The organism is Segnochrobactrum spirostomi (genome assembly GCF_009600605.1).
Taxonomy (GTDB): domain Bacteria; phylum Pseudomonadota; class Alphaproteobacteria; order Rhizobiales; family Segnochrobactraceae; genus Segnochrobactrum; species Segnochrobactrum spirostomi.
In genome coordinates, this window is the sequence record NZ_VWNA01000001.1 from 2,891,424 (window position 1) to 2,906,887 (window position 15,464).

Consider the following 15,464-nt stretch of genomic DNA (forward strand, 5'->3'; position numbering starts at 1 on the left):
GGAGCAGCGGCCGGCGAACGCAGGAACGATGCGCCCGATGGAACCGGCACGGCGCCGGCTTGACAAGCGATATCTCCGCCGCGTTCCATGAGCTTATCTCATGGAATGAGCGAGCGGGGTCCCGACCGTGGCGGATGTGCGCGCGCCCTCCCTGAATGCCGTGCGGGCGTTCGTCCATGCCGGGCGGCGGCTCAGCATCTCGGCCGCCGCGCGCGAGCTCAACGTCACCCAAGGGGCGGTGAGCCGGCTGGTCCAGGCGCTCGAGGACGATCTCGGGGTGCCGCTCCTTGTCCGCGCCGGCCGCGGCGTCGCCTTCACCCCGGAGGGCGAGGCCTATCATCGCCAGGTCTCGCCGGCCTTGGAGCAGATCGAGGCGGCGAGCCGGTTCGTCCATCACGCCGGTCGGTCCGGACTGCTCTCGATCAGCGCGATGCCGACCTTCGCCATGCGCTGGCTGGTGCCGCGGCTCGCCGCCTTTCGCGACACCCATCCCGAAATTCTCGTTGCCGTGACGAGCGGCGACGGTCCGGTCGATTTCGTCGCCGAGCGCGCCGATCTCGCGATCCGCTACGGGACCCCGCCGTTCGGTGGTGCCGCCTTCGAAAAACTCATGGATGAGGAGGTCGGGGTGGTGAGCGCTCCGGCCCTCGCCGGGCCCGCCATCCGGGGCCCGGCCGATCTGCCCCGCGAGCGGCTTCTGCGTCATGCCACCCGCCCGGGCGCGTGGGCGGCGTTCTTCGCGGCCCATGGCGCCGCTGCGCCGGAACCGGCGCAGACCGCGTCGTTCGAGCACTTCTTCATGCTCGCCGAGGCGGCCGCGGCCGGCATGGGCTACGCCCTCGTACCGCTGTTCCTCGTCGGCGACGAGCTCGCCCGCGGCCGTCTCGTCCAGGCGATCCCGCAGACCCACCGGCCCGCCGGCGGCTATTATCTGATCGTGCGCCCCGGCACCGAGCGTCTTGCGCGTGTCGGCGTCTTCACCGCCTGGCTGCGCCGCGAGGCCGCTGCCGGCTGACGCGCGTCACGGCGCGGCATGAGGCGCGAAGCGGCGGCGATAATCGCCCGGGGTGAGGCCGGTGATGCGCTGGAACACCTTGCGGAACGCGCCGGCGTCCTCGTAGCCGACCGCCCAGGCGATCTGCTCGATCGTGGTCCCGCCGACTTCGAGGAGGCTGCGCGCCCGGCCGATCCGGAGGCGCTGGCAATAATCCGTGGGCTTCAGCCCCGTCGCCTTCTGGAAGCGGCGCAGGAAGGTGCGCGCCTCGAGCCCGGCGCAGGCGGCCATGGCGGCGAGCGTGACGCCGCGCGCGCCGTTGCCCTGCAGCCAGTGCTGCACCTTCAGGATCGCGGCGTCGCGGTGATCGAGCCGGGGCGAAAACGGGCTGTAATAGCGCTGCTCCCGGCCCGGCGGGTCGATCAGGAGATAGCGCGCGGTCTCGATCATCAACTCCGGGCCGAGCAGGCGGTCGACGAGGCGCAGGCCGAGATCGGTCCAGGCCATCAGGCCGCCCGCGGTGAGGATGTCGCCGTCGTCGACGATGAGCTTGTCGATGGCGAGATCGACGCGGGGGAAGCGGGTGCGAAACTCGTCTTCGAGCGCCCAATGGGTCGTCGCGGTGCGGCCGTCGAGCAGGCCGGTGCCGGCGATGACGAAGGCGCCGGCGCACACCGAGGCGAGCGTCGCCCCGGCATCGTGGCGCGCGGCGAGCCAGGGCGCGAGCGCGGCGCTGAGCTCCGGCGTCGGCGAGGCGCCGAGGCTCGGCGGCGCCACGATGGCGACGGGCGCGCCGGCGGCGTCCGGCGCGGTGTCGAACACCCGGGTGGGCGCCGCGGCGCCGTCCGCGGCCTCCCAATGGCTGATGCGCAGCGGGGCGGGGCGGCTCTCGTCCTCGCCGGTCGCCACCAGATTGGCGACCCGGAACAGGTCGGTCAGGCCGTGGATCGCGGCGGCTTGGGCGCCGGGATAGAGGAGGAGGCCGATCTCGGCGGGGCCTGTCTCGCCGGGGCCTGGGTGAGTGGGGCGTGCGGTCTCAACCATCTGTCAGTTCCGGCCCGAAGATTGTCGTTTTCGCCAATCCGCACCATGGCCCGGGCGCGCTATTGCGTCGAGGGTCATCCGAGACCGAAGGGATTGAGACCATGAGCGATCGCGCTTTGATCGTCGTCGACATTCAGAATGATTATTTCCCCGGCGGCCGCTGGCCGCTCGTCGGCGTCGAGGCGGCCGCCGACAACGCCGCCGCCGTGCTCGCGGCGGCGCGCGCCGCGGGCGATCTCGTCGTCTTCATCCGCCACGAATTTCCCGACGCCGCGACCGCGCCCTTCTTCGCGCCGGGCTCGGACGGTGCCGCGATCCACCCCAAGGTGGCGAACCGGGCCGACGAGCCGGTGGTGGTGAAGCAGGAGGTCAACGCCTTCAAGGGGACCGATCTCAAGGCGATCCTCGACGGCAAGGGCATCGCCAAGGTGACCGTGCTCGGCAGCATGAGCCACATGTGCGTCGATGCGGCGACGCGCGCGGCCTCCGATTTCGGCTACGCGGTGACCTTGATCCACGATGCTTGCGCGACCCACGATCTCGCCTTCGGCGGCGTCGAGGTGCCGGCCGCCTCGGTCCACGCGGCCTTCATGGAAGCGCTCGGGTCCTATGCGACGGTGATTTCGGCGGCGGAGTACCTCGCCGCGCCGGCCGAAGCGGCCTGAGTCCGAGCGGCGAGAGCGGCGCGGCCGTCGTCAGTTCCGGGCGACGGTCGCGCTGCTCGCGTCCTCGTCGACGCCGATCAGGTCGTCGATGCGCTTGCGTTCCTTCTGGAACGCCACGAGTTCCGCGCCGCGCAGTTCGCGCCCGCTCGGCAGGCGGATGCGCAGCGGATCGACCGGGGATTCGTTGATGTGCACTTCGTAGTGCAGATGCGGGCCGGTCGACAGGCCGGTCGAGCCGACATAGCCGATGACCTGGCCCTGATGGACCTTGGTGCCCGGCGCGATGCCGCTCGCGATGCCGGACATGTGGCCATAGCCGGTATCGTAGCCGTTGCCGTGTGAGATCAGCACCCAACGGCCGTAGCCGGATTTCCAGCCCGCTTCGGCGACCACGCCGTTGCCCGAGGCATAAACCGGTGTGCCGCGCGGGGCGGCCCAATCGACGCCCGGATGCATGCGGACATAGCCGAGGATCGGGTGGCGTCGCGCGCCGAAGCCGGAGCGGAAGATGCCGCCGGTGATCGGCTTGCGCATTAGGAATTGCTGGGCGCTCTTGCCCGTCCCGTCGAAGAAGTCGGTGCTGCCGCTGCGGTTCGAATGGAAGCGGTAGAAGCGCTTCTCGATGCCGCCGATCGTGAGCGAGGCGAACAGCACCTCGGGCGGGCCGTTCGACGCCGCGCCGTCCTCGTCGTCGGCATAGAACAGCTCGATCTTGTCGCCCTGGTGGACGTGGGCGTTGAAATCGACGCCGAAGGAGAAGAGGTGAACGAGCTCGTTCACCATCGTATCCGGCAGGCCCTGCTTCAAGGCCGTCTGATAGAGGCTGTTGTAGATCGTCGGCGTCTGGGAATCCGACGACACCTCGTCGCTGCCGCCGCCGTCGTTCGAGCCTTCGTCGACGAAATCGTCGAGCGGCTCTTCCGCCGCGACATAGTCGCCGTCGTCGTTGAGCGCGACGGTGCCGAGATGGGAGGTCGCGTCGTAGACGCTGACGCGCTCGGGGCGGAATTCGCCCGGCCGGCCCGGATCGGGACCGAGGCCGATGCGCAGCTTGTTGCCGGCGGAAATGCGGGTGACGGAGGCTTCCGACTTACGGAAGGCGCTGACGATCTCGTCGGCCTCGTCCTCGTCGGCGGAGTTCGCCATGAGGAGCTTCTTCAAGGTGTCGCCCTTCGCCGCGGTCACCACGATGTCGGCGGGCGGCTTCGGCGGCGTCTTGGTCGCGGTGTCGGGCGATCCCGTCTTGTTCAGGCTCGCCGCCGTCTTGGCGACCTCGGAGACGTTCTCCGGCACGATCTTGACGTTGCTGTCGAGCGAGGCCGTCTGCGTCTGCGGCGTCGCCATCAGCATCGAGAAGGAGGAGAAGCGGTTGGACGTGTCCGGCGCCTGGGCGCCGGCGAAGGCGCTCGCTTTGTCGGTCTGGAAGCGGCCGTCCTCGCGCACCAGTTCCTCGACCTCGTCGGAGGAGAAGCTGAGATCGGCGTCGAGGCCGGGATTGGCGACAGGGAAATCTTGGACGCTGAGCGTCACCTCGCCGTCCACCGCCGCACCGTAGATCGATTCCGCGGCGCCGTGATCGGGGAAGAGGTCCTGGTCGGAGAAGATCTTGAGCGGATCGAACGGCGGAATGTCGCTCGCGTCGATGTCGGTGCGGGTCTCGAGGGACGCGGTGAACTTGATGTAGGGCTTGGTGCGGATGAGGTCGCGGTCGCCCTGGCGCGTCACCGTGGAGACCTGGATGACCTCCTTGTTGGTGACCGGCTTCACCGGGGCGAGCATCCGGTCGCCCTTCTGGGCGCGCGCGACGTCGTCGCCTTGGCCCTGATCGCCGGCCTGTCCGCTTTGCGCCTGCGCGACGAGGTCCGCGTCGCTTGTCACCGCCGCAGAGGTGCGCCCATCGAGCGCCACGACCAGAGCGCCGCCCATCAGGAAGATCGAGGTGACGCCGGTGAGCACCGTGCCGAGCAGCCAGCGCAGGCTGATCGCGGTGCGGCCGGTGTCGGATTCCGTGGCACCGGCGACGAACAGAGGCGGCTCGTTGCCGAGCGCGATGACGGGTTCGGACCCGAGCCTCTGGCGTGCCTGCCCGTGCTTTCCTGCCTTCATGCCACCTGCCAGTTGTCCGATCGGACGGGCCGCAGGGCGCTTGCCCCAGGACCCCTTCCCGCGCACCGCGATGGCGCGCCGGGCCTCATCCGGTCATCTCTCCGACGCGGCGCCGCAACCCGGCGAACCACGAGCGATGTCGTCCGTGCCGACTCGAAAGGACCTCGGCACAGCCCAGCGGACCCTGGCCCCCGGACTGTGCCAAGTCAACGGGAACATCCCGTGCACATTCCGTAAGGTGCGGCCGCGGCCTGCGTTTCATGTCCTTGGCCGGCGAACGAACCGCCCTCTTTATGGGCGCGAGGATGGCGGCAATGAGGCGTCGTCCACAGGTCGCGGCGATAGACCTCGTCGGCGCACGCCTCCAGCGCCGGACCCTCGTGACAGCGCGCCGCGAAGCGGCTATCAACGTCGGGCGCGCACCTCTTGGGTGCCGCGGCCGTTCGGCCGTCGCGGGCGTAGTTCAGTGGTAGAACGACAGCTTCCCAAGCTGTATGTCGTGGGTTCGATTCCCATCGCCCGCTCCAATATTCTCCTCATCTAGTTCTGAAGGCAGCGGCGGGCTCTTGCGCAGGCGGCGCATGCGTCACGACCGCTCTGCGTATTGCAGCGTGTGGATGCAGGCCTCGGCATTTCCGCTAATGTCAGGTTGGGTACGCCTTGCCCCCTTAATTTCCGTAGCTACATTAATGATCGTCACGTTCGACCTTACCAAGCGGAACGTGACGCTCGCTGAGCGCGATTGGATTCTGCCGACGCGAGGGAGGTCTTTGCCGGCAGAACGTTCGATGCCGTCGACGATCGCTTTCCTGATCCGGAGACGCGCGTCACCATGGTCGGCAAGCTTCGGGGGCGGATCGCCGTTTTGGTCTGGACGGCGGTGCCGAGTGGGCGAGCCCACCATCTCGATGAGAAAGGCGAACAGCCGTGAGCAAGCCCGTTACGACGAGCACTTGGACTGATCCGGACGACGCGCCGGAGCTGTCCGATGCCTGGTTCCGGCAGGCCGAGCAGAACGAGGACGGCAGGCTGGTCAAACGTGGCCGTCCGCCGTTGGAGACGAAGAAGCAGCTCGTGTCGCTCCGTCTCGATCCCGACGTCATCGCCCGCTTCAAGGCCGACGGCCCCGGCTGGCAGGCGCGCATCAACGAGACCCTGCGCAAAGCGGTCGGGCTTTAGGCTCGACCGTGGATCGGCGCTCCGCGCCGAACGCTGCGTCAACGCCGTTCCGTCTTTGCGTCGGGCGGCGTCCGCTCTAAGGCTCGATCATGAGCGCGCACGAACAGAACTTGAGCGAAACCGCCGAGGCGGCCGGTGTGGCGAGCCTCGGCATGTACGATCTGCCGTGGCTGCAGGCCGCCAACGACCGGCTGTGGGTGGCGATCCGCGACCGTCTGCGCGGCGCCGGCCTCAGCGGCGTACCGGACCGGCTCGACCGCGCCCGTCCGCTCGATGCGATCTGGCACGATCCGAGCCTGCTCCTCGGCCAGACCTGCGGCTATCCGCTGCGCACCCGGCTCGACGGCGTGGTGCGCCTCGTCGCGACGCCGATCTACGCCTCGCCCTTCAGCGAGGGTGCCTTTCATCGCAGCGCCATCGTCGTCGCCCGCGGGGCGCCGTGGCGCAGCCTCGAGGATCTCCGCGGCCGCGTCGCCGCGGTCAACGGCTTCGACAGCAACACCGGCATGAACCTCTTCCGCCTCGCGGTCGCCCCGCTCGTCCAGGCTGGCGGTGGCCCGCCCTTCTTCGGCCGGGTCGTCGAGACCGGCGCTCATCTCGAAAGCCTCAAGGCCGTCGCTCAAGGGACAGCCGACGTCGCCGCGATCGACGGCGTCACCTACGGCCTCGTCCAGCGCCACCGCCCGGACCTTCTCGACAACATCGCGGTGCTGACGACCACGCGCATGAGCCCCGGCCTGCCGTTTATCACCGCGGCCTCGGCATCGGACAGCCACGTCGCCGCACTCCAGGCCGCGCTCGACGCCGTGGCGGCGGACCCGACGCTGGCCGACGTCCGGCACGAGCTCTGCCTCACCGGATTCGAGCGGATCGACGCCGCCGAATACGACCGCGTGCTGACCTACGAACGGATGGCCGAGAGAGCCGGCTATCCGGTGCTCGCCTGACGCGCTCCGCTCACGGCTTCGCCCGGTGGCGGGTGGCGACGCGCTCGGCCTCCTCGAAGAGCTGATCGACGAACACCGCGAGCAGGGCCACGACGATGGCGCCCTGCACCACGAAGGCCGGGTTGGAGCCCGACAGACCCTCGATGATCGGCGAGCCGAGGGTGAGCGCCCCGACGGTCGAGCCGATCGTGGCGGTGCCGATATTGATGACGACGGCGGTGCGCAAGCCCGTCAGGATCACCGGCAGGGCGATCGGCAATTCCACCCGCGCGAGCCGGCCGAGCGGCGTGAAGCCGACACCGTCGGCGGCCTGCCGCACCGAATCCGGCACGCCTGCAAGGCCCGTGACCGTCGTCTCGACGACCGGCAGCACGCCGTAGGCGACGAGGGCGATCAGCGTCGGAACCGCGCCGTAGCCCGTGGCCGGCACGGCGACCGCGAGCACCGCGGCGGGTGGGAAGGTCTGGCCGATGGCGACGATGCGGTCGACGATGCCGGCGAACTCGCGCCCCGGCGTCGTGGTGACGAACGCCCCGGCCGCGATGCCGACGACGGCGACGATCACGCTCGACACGGCGACGAGCGTGACGTGCGAGATGGTCAGGGTGAAGAACGAGGCGCGGCTGTAGACCGGCGTGCCGAGCTCCGGATACCAGGCGTGGAACCACGGCGCCGTCGCCGGCATGAAGGCGATGGCGGCGGCGAGCACGATCCCGATCCAGACGACCGGACGAACGGCGAGGGCGGACAGGCTCACGCGACGCGGGCCTCGACGAGGTCGGCGAGGCGCACCACCCCGACGATGCCGCGTGCGCCGTCGCTGACGGGGAGACTTCGGGCGCCGCGGGCGATCATCAGGCCGAGCGCTTCGTCGAGCGAGGCGGAGGCGGCGACCGGCTCGCCCTCCGGCGCAACCTCGCGGCGCACGCGCTCGCCGACCGTCTCGATCTTGAGAAGGCGCAGGCCCGCCTTGGCGCCGCCGACGAAGTTCGCCACGAACGGGCTCGCGGGCGCGGCGAGGATATCGCGCGGCGTGCCGTGCTGGACGACGCGGCCGGCCTCCATCAGGGCGATGTGGGAGGCGAGGGTGATCGCCTCGTCGACGTCGTGGGTGACGATGACGATCGTCTTGCCGGTCGCCTTGTGGATGCGCGCGACCTCCGCCTGAAGGCCTTCGCGGGTGACGGGGTCGAGGGCGCCGAACGGTTCGTCCATCAGGAGCACGTCGGGATCGGCGGCGAGCGCGCGGGCGACGCCGACGCGCTGCTGCTGGCCGCCGGAAAGCTCGTGTCCGTAGCGGTCGCGGTAGAGCGCGGGGTCGAGGCCGACGAGGGTGAGCAATTCCTCGACGCGGTCGCGGATCTTCGCCTCCGGCCAGCCGAGCAGCCGCGGCACGGTCCCGACATTGCGGCCGATGGTCCAGTGCGGAAAGAGCCCGATCGACTGGATGACGTAGCCGATGCGCCGCCTGAGCGCGACGGCCGAGAGGGTCGCGATGTCGGTGCCGTCGAGCCGGATGCGGCCGCCGTCGAGGCCGACGAGGCGGTTGATGAGCCGCAGCGTCGTCGATTTGCCCGAGCCGGAGGTGCCGAGCAGGGCGCAGATCTCGCCGTGAGCGATGGTCAGCGAAACGTCGTCGACCGCCGGGCGGCCGCCATAGAGCTTGGTCGCATGGTCGAGCTCGATCATGGCGTGATCCCCTTTCCGGTGAGGGCGGCGGTGAGGCTGCGCAGAAGGCCGTCGGCGAGGAGGGCGAGGCCGATCGCCGAGAGCGCGCCGAGCAGAACGAGGTCGGTCGCGGTCTGGCCGAGCCCCTGGAAGACGAAGGTGCCGAGCCCGCCGGCGCCGATGAGGGCGGCGACGACCGCAAGCCCGATGAGCTGGATCGTCACGATGCGCAGCCCCGAAAGCAGGATCGGCAAAGCGAGGGGCAGCGACACGTTGCGCAGGATCTGCCCGCCGGTCATGCCCATGCCGCGCGCCGCGTCGACGACCGCCGGCGGCACCGCGAGGAAGGCGGCCTCGGTGCTGCGGGCGACCGGCAGCAGGCCGTAGAGCGTGAGGGCGATCACCGCCGGCGCGTAGCCGATGCCGCGGATGCCGATCTCGCGCAGGAAAGGCCACGCCTCCGACAGCCCGGTGAGCGGGCCGATAAGGAGGCCGAACAGCGCGATCGACGGAACCGTCTGGATCACGTTGAGGGTCGCGAACACCGGACCGCGCAGCGTTCTCCGCCGCAGCACCAAGGCGCCGAGCGCGCCGCCGATGGCGATCGCGGGGAGGAGCGCACCGAACACCAGGGCGATGTGGCGCGCGAGTTCGGCGGTGAAGCCGTCGCGCCGGGTCAGATATTCCCGCACGATCGAAAGCTGGTCGAGGGCCCCGCTCCAGGCGATGGCGGCGACCGCGAGGGCGAGAGCGAGCCCGGCGGCGAACCGCGCCGCGGTGCCGAGCCGGAGCCGGCCGAGGGCGTCGGAAACGGCGAGCGCCGCCGCGATGACCGCGATCCAGAAGCCCGCGCCGAGGCCGGTGCGGGTGCCCTTCGCCCCGGTCGCCGCGATGGCGAGGAGGCCGGACGAGCCGGCGGCGAGCACCAGCGTGACGAGGAGCAGCGCGCCCGTCACCGCGGCGAGCGCCGCCGCGGTGCGCGTCGGCTTGATGAGCGAAAGCCCGAGGAGCGCCGCGAGCTCGACCGCGACCGCGAGCGAAAGCGGCGCAGCGGCCGCTTTCCAGAGCATCGCCGGCGTGCCGCTGACGATGCGGTTCGGGGCGATCGAGACGAACGGAAGGAGGGCGAGCGCCACGATCGCGGCGACGGCGAGCAGGGCGATCACCCGGTTGCCGATGCGGCGGCGGTCGGCGGTCGCGAGGGACGAGGGTCCGTCGGCGGGGCGGGCCGCCAGGCGGCCTTGCCCGCCGCCCGCGCCGCCGTCGGCTCCGTTCGTCATCCCGATGTCCGCCACCTCGCCGCCGCTCCGCCGCACCTGCCGTGTCCTATCTAAGGGCGCTCCTCATTTCAGGAAGCCCTTGGACTTCAGGTAATCCGTGGCGACCGTCTTCGGATCCTCGCCGTCGACCGCGATCTTGGCGTTCAGCGATTGCAGCGTCTCGAGCGACAGGGAGGCGAAGATCGGGTCGAGCACCGTCTCGATCTTCGGGTACTCCTTGAGCACGTCGGCGCGCACCACCGGAGCCGGCTCGTAGACGGCCTGAACGCCCTTGGTGTCGGTCAGGACGACGAGGCCGAGGGCGGCGAGCGCGCCGTCGGTGCCGTAGGCCATCGCGGCGTTGACGCCCGAGGTCTGCTCCGCCGCGGCCTTGATCGTCGCCGCGGTGTCGCCGCCCGACAAAACGAGGAGCTGGTCCGGGCTGAGCTTGAAGTCGTAGGCCTTCTCGAAGGCGGGGAGGGCGGCGGCGCTCTCGACGAACTCGGCCGAACCGGCGAGCTTCACCTTGCCGCCCGACGAGACCCACTTCCCGAAATCGTCGAGGGTCGCGAGCTTGTTCGCTTCCGCCACGTCCTTGCGGATCGCGATCGCCCAGGTGTTGTTCGCGGGGGCGGGCTTCAGCCAGACGAGGTTGTTCTTCTCGGCGTCGAGCTGCTTCGCCTTGGCATAGGCCGAGGCGGCGTTCTTCCACGCCGGATCGGAATCGATGTTGAAGAAGAAGCCGGCGTTGCCGGTATATTCCGGATAGATCCCGATTTCGCCCGAGATCAGCGCGGTGCGCACGATCTTGGTGGGGCCGAGCTGGATCTTGCGCTCGACCGGGATGCCGGCGTTCTCAAGCGCGATCGCGATGATGTTGCCGAGCAGCGCGCCCTCGGTGTCGATCTTGGAGCCGACCACCACGGGGCCCGCGGCGAGCGCCGGCCGGGCGAGCGGGGCGGCGGCGAGGACGAGCGCCGCGGTGGCGAGGACGGCGAGACGTTTCAGCATGGACCTTGTTCTCCGGCGGAGGGGCTCAGCGGGCTTTCGAGCGGAACGGGACGGTCTTGTTGGGAAAGACGGTCTTGAGGGAACATAGTTCCACGGCCTCCCCCGAAGACGCAACGACGCTAGCTCGACAACTTCGTGTGAGGAAGGCAAATTCTGGTTGTGAACGCCGCCTCCCGGCGAACGGCCTTCCTCCTGAGCCCGCAAATGCGCCCTTTACGTTCCGCCGTGCCTGCCCGGATCACCGCTCCGGGACAAACCGTCGAATGGCAGACGATCGCGCTCGCCGCCGTCATCTATGGCGGCTGGCTCGCGTTGACGTGGTTCTGGTCGGCGATCCCGATCTGGCTCCTGGTGCCGCTCGCCGCCTGGCTGATCGCCTGGCAGGGCTCGCTCCAGCACGAGGTGATGCACGGCCACCCGACCCGCAACCGCCGGGTCAACGACGCCATCGGCTGGCCGCCGCTCAGCCTCTGGCTGCCTTATCCGATCTACCGGGTGAGTCACCTGCGCCATCACCGCGACGAATATCTGACTGACCCGATCGAGGACCCCGAATCGACCTACCTGACGGCGGCGACCTGGCGGAAGGTCGGGCCGGTCGGCCGCGCGGTGCTGCGCTTCAACATGACGCTCGCCGGGCGCCTCGTCGTCGGCTCGCTCCTGATGATCGGCTTGTTCCTCTACGAGGAACTGCGCCGCCTGCCCCGGGAGCCGCGCCAGCGCCGCATCTGGGCTCGCCACGCCGTCGGGGTCGCCGCCGTGCTCGTCTGGGTCGTCGCCATCTGCGGCATGCCGCTGTGGCTCTATCTCGTGGCCTTCGTCTGGGCCGGCGCCGCGCTGACGCGGCTGCGCTCGTTCGCCGAGCACCGCTGGGCGGCCGATCCGGCCGGGCGGACTGCGATCGTCGAGAACGGCGGCCTGTTCGGCCTCCTCTATCTCAACAACAACCTGCACGTTCTCCACCATCTGCGCCCGCGGGTGCCCTGGTACCGGCTGCCGAAGCTCTATCGGCGGACCCGCAAGATCCTGGTCGCGCGCAATGGTGGGCTCGTTTATCGCGGCTACGGCGACATCGCCCGCCGGTTCCTGCTCCGCATGCACGACGATCCGCTGCATCCGCCCGAGAAGGCGGCCGCGCCGAACTGATCGCCGCCCATCCCACGCGTTCCCGCCGTGCCGGGCGACTTGACGGCGCTTGGCGAGCGGGAGCGTGCCGTGCTTAATCCGCCGACCGGCGGATCGCGCTTCGCCGGGTTGGAACCACGAGCGGAGCGACATGCGATATCTCGTTACCGGCAGCGCCGGATTCATCGGCTATCATCTGAGCCGGCGGCTGATCGCGGACGGCCATGAGGTGGTCGGGATCGATTCGCTGAACGCTTATTACGACGTGGCGCTGAAGGAACACCGCCACGCCATGCTCCTGGAGACCGGCGCCTTCAGCGCCCATATCGTCGACGTTGCCGATTTCGCGGCCATGCAGGCGGTGTTCGAGACGGCGGCGCCCGACGTGGTGATCCACCTCGCCGCCCAGGCGGGCGTCCGCCACGCCCTCGAGCATCCGGAAGATTATGTCTCGGCCAATATCGTCGGCAGCTTCAACGTCATCGAGCTGTCGAAGCGCCATGGGGTCAGCCATCTGCTGATGGCCTCGACCTCCTCCGCCTACGGCGCCAACACCAAGATGCCGTTCCAGGAGAACGACAAGGCCGATTTCCCGCTCACCATCTACGCGGCGAGCAAGAAATCGAGCGAGCTCATCGCCCACTGCTACGCCCACTTGTGGAACCTGCCGATCACCATGTTCCGCTTTTTCACGGTCTATGGACCGTGGGGGCGGCCCGACATGGCGCTTTACAAGTTCGTCAATGCGATCCTGCAGGGGCAACCGATCGACATCTACAATCACGGCGACATGGAGCGTGACTTCACGTTCGTCGACGATCTCGTCGAGGGCATCGTGCGGCTCGCCGGTGCGGTGCCGGAGCGCGGCAAGCCGGTCGCCGACTTCGATTCCCTGAGCCCCGTCGCACCGTGGCGCCTCGTCAACATCGGCAACGGCAATCCGGTGCGCCTCCTCGATTTCATTTCGGAAATCGAGCGCTGCCTCGGTCGGCCGGCGATCCGCAATTATCTCGGCATGCATCCGGGCGACGTCCAACGCACCTTCGCCGACGCGGACCTGCTCGAGGCCCTGACCGGCTACCGGCCGTCGACCCCCGTTTCGAAGGGCGTCGAGGCCTTCGTTGCCTGGTTCCGCAACTATTACCGGGTCTGAGCCATGACGGGCGCGGGCGCCATCCTCGTGACCGGCGCCACGCGGGGCATCGGGCGGGCCGTCGCCGACCAACTCGCCGCCGAGGGGCGCGAGGTCATCGGCCTCGCCCGCGGCGCCGCGTCCGACTTTCCGGGTGAGCTCTTCGTCTGCGACCTTGCCGACGCGGATGGGACTGCGGTCGTGCTCCGCCGCATTGCGGAGACACGGGAGATCACCGGGATCGTCAACAATGCAGGGATCGCAACGCCGCAGCCACTCGGCGCCGTCGGCCTCGATACGCTCCAGGCGGTGTTCGATCTCAATGTCCGGGCCGCGGTGCAGGTCGTGCAGGCCTTCGTCGAGGGCATGAAGGCGCGGCGCCGCGGGCGGATCGTCAACGTGTGCAGCCGGGCGATCTTCGGCGCTCGTGATCGTACTGCCTATTCCGCGGCCAAGAGCGCGCTCGTCGGCTGCACCCGGACCTGGGCGCTCGAGCTCGCGGACCATGGGATCACGGCCAATGCGGTCGCGCCCGGCCCCATCGAGACCGAATTGTTTCGCGCCTCCCGCCCGGTCGGCAGCGAGGCCGAGCAACGGGTGCTTGCCTCCATCCCGATGCGGCGGCTCGGACGTCCTGAGGAGGTTGCGGCCGCGATCGCTTTCCTCCTGTCCGACGGCGCGAGCTTCGTGACGGGTCAGGTGCTGGCTGTGGACGGCGGGGGCAGCCTCGGTGGTCGGTAACGTGTCGTTCCGGACGCGTTCCGGCGAGCGACATCGGACCGTTAAACGGCCGTGCGAAGGACGTTGAGAACTCTTGTGTTTGACGTCGGCGCAATGTTCGTTACGGTGGCGAAAAGGCGGCATAAGAACGTCGATAAGGAGGCGCCTGCGCTATGATGAGTCTTCCCTTCTTCGCCCAGGCGATCGCCCTCGGGCTGGTCTTCGCCGGGCGCCGTGGCCCGGCGCTCGCCGTCTGGGCGCTGTCGATCGTGGTGCTGCTCGTGCTGTTCAAGCTGCACGCCACCGATTCGCTCGCGATCGACCTGTGAGGCCGTCATGAGTTCGGTGCAGTCTCGCCTTCTCAATGCGCTCGGCCTTCTCGCCCTGTCGTTCGTGCTCCTCTCCGCCTTCTACGATCAGTTCGAAGGCGGCGACCTGCCGTGCCCCTTGTGCATCCTCCAGCGCGCCGGGTTCGCTGGGGCGATGGTCGGGCTCGCGCTCAATGTCCGCTTCGGGCCGAAGCCGAGCCATTATGCCGTGGTGATCCTGTCGGCGCTCGCCGGGTCGCTGATCTCGGTGCGCCAGATCCTGCTCCACGTGGCTCCGGGCACGGGCTCTTATGGCGCGGAACTGCTCGGCCTGCATTTCTATACGTGGGCTTTGATCGTCTATTTCCTCATCGTTGCCGGCAGCGCGGTGATGCTGATGTCCGATCGCCAGTTCGAGCCCCAGCCGGGCGGCGCGGCCGGCCGCACGGCGGTCCGCGGGCTCGCGTTGGTCGCGCTCGCCGTCTCGCTCGTCATGGTGTTCGGTAACGGCGTTTCGACCGTCGTCGAGTGCGAAGGCGGCCTCTGCCCAGACAATCCGACCGGCTACATGATGCTCGGGACGCAGCCGCCCGCGCCGTGACGCGGTGAAGCCCCCGCCGGGCCGGGCCCTTGCGCCGGTCCGCCGAACGCTTCACCTTGGAGATGGTCGAGACGCCACCCTCGGCCCAAGAAGGCAAGATCCAAAGAACGCCACGCGGGCGGCCGCCGTCCGGTGCCCTTCGCGTCGAGGCCCCCCTCGGAAGGAACGTCAATGGCCCAGATCCTCAGCGATCCTCCCGTCATCAAGACCGTCTACGGCCCGGCGAGCGACCTGCGCCAGGCGATCGCCCGCATGGAGGTGCAGACCACGGGGCGGGGCATGGTCGACATCACTGCTCCGATCGACCGCTGGCTCGCCTCGATCAAGGCCGTCGAGGGGCTGCTGACGCTGCTGCTGCGTCACACCTCCGCGTCGCTGACGATCCAGGAGAATTCCGACGGCAATGCCCGGGCGGACCTGATGGACGCCTATGACCGGCTGGTGCCGGAAGGGCAGACGTGGCGGCACTCGCTGGAGGGGCCGGACGATATGCCGGCCCACGTGAAGAGCGCGCTGACCGGTGTCCATCTCAGCGTGCCGGTCGTCCACGGCCGCGTCGATCTCGGCACCTGGCAGGGACTCTACGTGTTCGAACACCGCACCGCCGCGCACCGCCGCGGGGTCACCCTGCACTATATCGGAAGTTGAATCCGGTTGCAGACGCTCCCGCCCGCCGGCATCCTGCGAGGGCTGGCGGGGGCGAGC

General features: G+C 69.4%; 17 protein-coding genes and 1 tRNA gene. 12 read left to right on the forward strand and 6 right to left on the reverse strand.

Annotated elements, in window-relative coordinates:
- Positions 1–127: 127 nt before the first annotated feature.
- Entirely contained in the window at positions 128–1,015 is an 888-nt protein-coding gene (locus F0357_RS12965; RefSeq protein WP_208948325.1) for a LysR substrate-binding domain-containing protein, read from the forward strand.
- Between the two features lie 6 nt (positions 1,016–1,021).
- Here the strand turns inward: F0357_RS12965 and F0357_RS12970 are convergent, their stop codons facing one another.
- Positions 1,022–2,038 carry a GlxA family transcriptional regulator gene (locus F0357_RS12970; RefSeq protein WP_153482324.1) on the reverse strand — a complete coding sequence of 339 codons (1,017 nt, stop codon included), beginning with the start codon at positions 2,036–2,038 and terminating at the stop codon, positions 1,022–1,024.
- Between the two features lie 101 nt (positions 2,039–2,139).
- Here F0357_RS12970 and F0357_RS12975 point away from each other — a divergent pair, with 101 nt between their 5' ends.
- Complete coding sequence (locus F0357_RS12975; protein ID WP_153482326.1) at positions 2,140–2,703, forward strand: cysteine hydrolase family protein; 564 nt, start codon at positions 2,140–2,142, stop codon at positions 2,701–2,703.
- A gap of 30 nt (positions 2,704–2,733) precedes the next feature.
- On the opposite strand, the gene F0357_RS12980 is transcribed toward F0357_RS12975, so the two are convergent.
- The gene (locus F0357_RS12980; RefSeq protein ID WP_153482333.1) at positions 2,734–4,809 is read right to left on the reverse strand and encodes a M23 family metallopeptidase; all 2,076 of its coding nucleotides are present in this window, start codon (positions 4,807–4,809) and stop codon (positions 2,734–2,736) included.
- A 452-nt stretch (positions 4,810–5,261) separates the two neighbouring features.
- On the opposite strand from F0357_RS12980, the gene F0357_RS12985 reads away from it, so the two are divergent.
- The 4 genes from F0357_RS12985 to F0357_RS13000 all read left to right on the forward strand — a co-directional run bounded on the left by F0357_RS12985 (position 5,262) and on the right by F0357_RS13000 (position 6,935).
- Positions 5,262–5,336: transfer RNA gene (locus tag F0357_RS12985), tRNA-Gly, on the forward strand.
- 215 nt (positions 5,337–5,551) lie between these two features.
- A complete protein-coding gene (locus F0357_RS12990; protein ID WP_208948326.1) occupies positions 5,552–5,740 on the forward strand; it encodes a BrnT family toxin in 189 nt (62 codons plus the stop codon).
- On the forward strand, positions 5,737–5,988 hold the full coding sequence (locus F0357_RS12995) for a BrnA antitoxin family protein (protein ID WP_312861576.1): 252 nt from the start codon (positions 5,737–5,739) through the stop codon (positions 5,986–5,988). The genes F0357_RS12990 and F0357_RS12995 overlap by 4 nt, the downstream gene beginning before the upstream one ends.
- A gap of 89 nt (positions 5,989–6,077) precedes the next feature.
- Entirely contained in the window at positions 6,078–6,935 is an 858-nt protein-coding gene (locus F0357_RS13000) for a phosphate/phosphite/phosphonate ABC transporter substrate-binding protein (protein WP_153482339.1), read from the forward strand.
- 10 nt (positions 6,936–6,945) lie between these two features.
- On the opposite strand, the gene F0357_RS13005 is transcribed toward F0357_RS13000, so the two are convergent.
- From F0357_RS13005 to osmF, 4 genes are all read right to left on the reverse strand, one after another.
- The gene (locus tag F0357_RS13005; RefSeq protein WP_312861577.1) at positions 6,946–7,692 is read right to left on the reverse strand and encodes an ABC transporter permease; all 747 of its coding nucleotides are present in this window, start codon (positions 7,690–7,692) and stop codon (positions 6,946–6,948) included.
- The gene (locus F0357_RS13010; protein ID WP_153482343.1) at positions 7,689–8,624 is read right to left on the reverse strand and encodes an ABC transporter ATP-binding protein; all 936 of its coding nucleotides are present in this window, start codon (positions 8,622–8,624) and stop codon (positions 7,689–7,691) included. The genes F0357_RS13005 and F0357_RS13010 overlap by 4 nt, the downstream gene beginning before the upstream one ends.
- Positions 8,621–9,883 (reverse strand): ABC transporter permease, encoded by a 1,263-nt coding sequence (locus tag F0357_RS13015; RefSeq protein ID WP_153482346.1) that lies wholly within the window; start codon positions 9,881–9,883, stop codon positions 8,621–8,623. The genes F0357_RS13010 and F0357_RS13015 overlap by 4 nt, the downstream gene beginning before the upstream one ends.
- Before the next feature lie 63 nt (positions 9,884–9,946).
- Complete coding sequence (gene osmF / locus F0357_RS13020) at positions 9,947–10,873, reverse strand: glycine betaine ABC transporter substrate-binding protein OsmF (RefSeq protein ID WP_153482349.1); 927 nt, start codon at positions 10,871–10,873, stop codon at positions 9,947–9,949.
- Between the two features lie 204 nt (positions 10,874–11,077).
- Between osmF and F0357_RS13025 the strand changes: the two genes are divergently transcribed.
- The 6 genes from F0357_RS13025 to F0357_RS13045 all read left to right on the forward strand — a co-directional run bounded on the left by F0357_RS13025 (position 11,078) and on the right by F0357_RS13045 (position 15,407).
- A complete protein-coding gene (locus F0357_RS13025) occupies positions 11,078–12,019 on the forward strand; it encodes a fatty acid desaturase (RefSeq protein WP_153482352.1) in 942 nt (313 codons plus the stop codon).
- A gap of 130 nt (positions 12,020–12,149) precedes the next feature.
- Positions 12,150–13,151: an NAD-dependent epimerase/dehydratase family protein gene (locus F0357_RS13030; protein ID WP_153482356.1), complete on the forward strand. Its 1,002-nt coding sequence runs from the start codon at positions 12,150–12,152 to the stop codon at positions 13,149–13,151.
- 3 nt (positions 13,152–13,154) lie between these two features.
- A complete protein-coding gene (locus F0357_RS13035) occupies positions 13,155–13,871 on the forward strand; it encodes an SDR family oxidoreductase (RefSeq protein ID WP_153482359.1) in 717 nt (238 codons plus the stop codon).
- A 152-nt stretch (positions 13,872–14,023) separates the two neighbouring features.
- Positions 14,024–14,179, forward strand: a complete 156-nt coding sequence (locus tag F0357_RS24160) for a DUF5993 family protein (RefSeq protein ID WP_208948327.1) — start codon at positions 14,024–14,026, stop codon at positions 14,177–14,179.
- Positions 14,180–14,186: 7 nt separating this feature from the next.
- The gene (locus F0357_RS13040; RefSeq protein ID WP_153482361.1) at positions 14,187–14,759 is read left to right on the forward strand and encodes a disulfide bond formation protein B; all 573 of its coding nucleotides are present in this window, start codon (positions 14,187–14,189) and stop codon (positions 14,757–14,759) included.
- A gap of 171 nt (positions 14,760–14,930) precedes the next feature.
- Positions 14,931–15,407 (forward strand): secondary thiamine-phosphate synthase enzyme YjbQ, encoded by a 477-nt coding sequence (locus F0357_RS13045; protein WP_208948328.1) that lies wholly within the window; start codon positions 14,931–14,933, stop codon positions 15,405–15,407.
- Positions 15,408–15,464 lie beyond the last annotated feature (57 nt).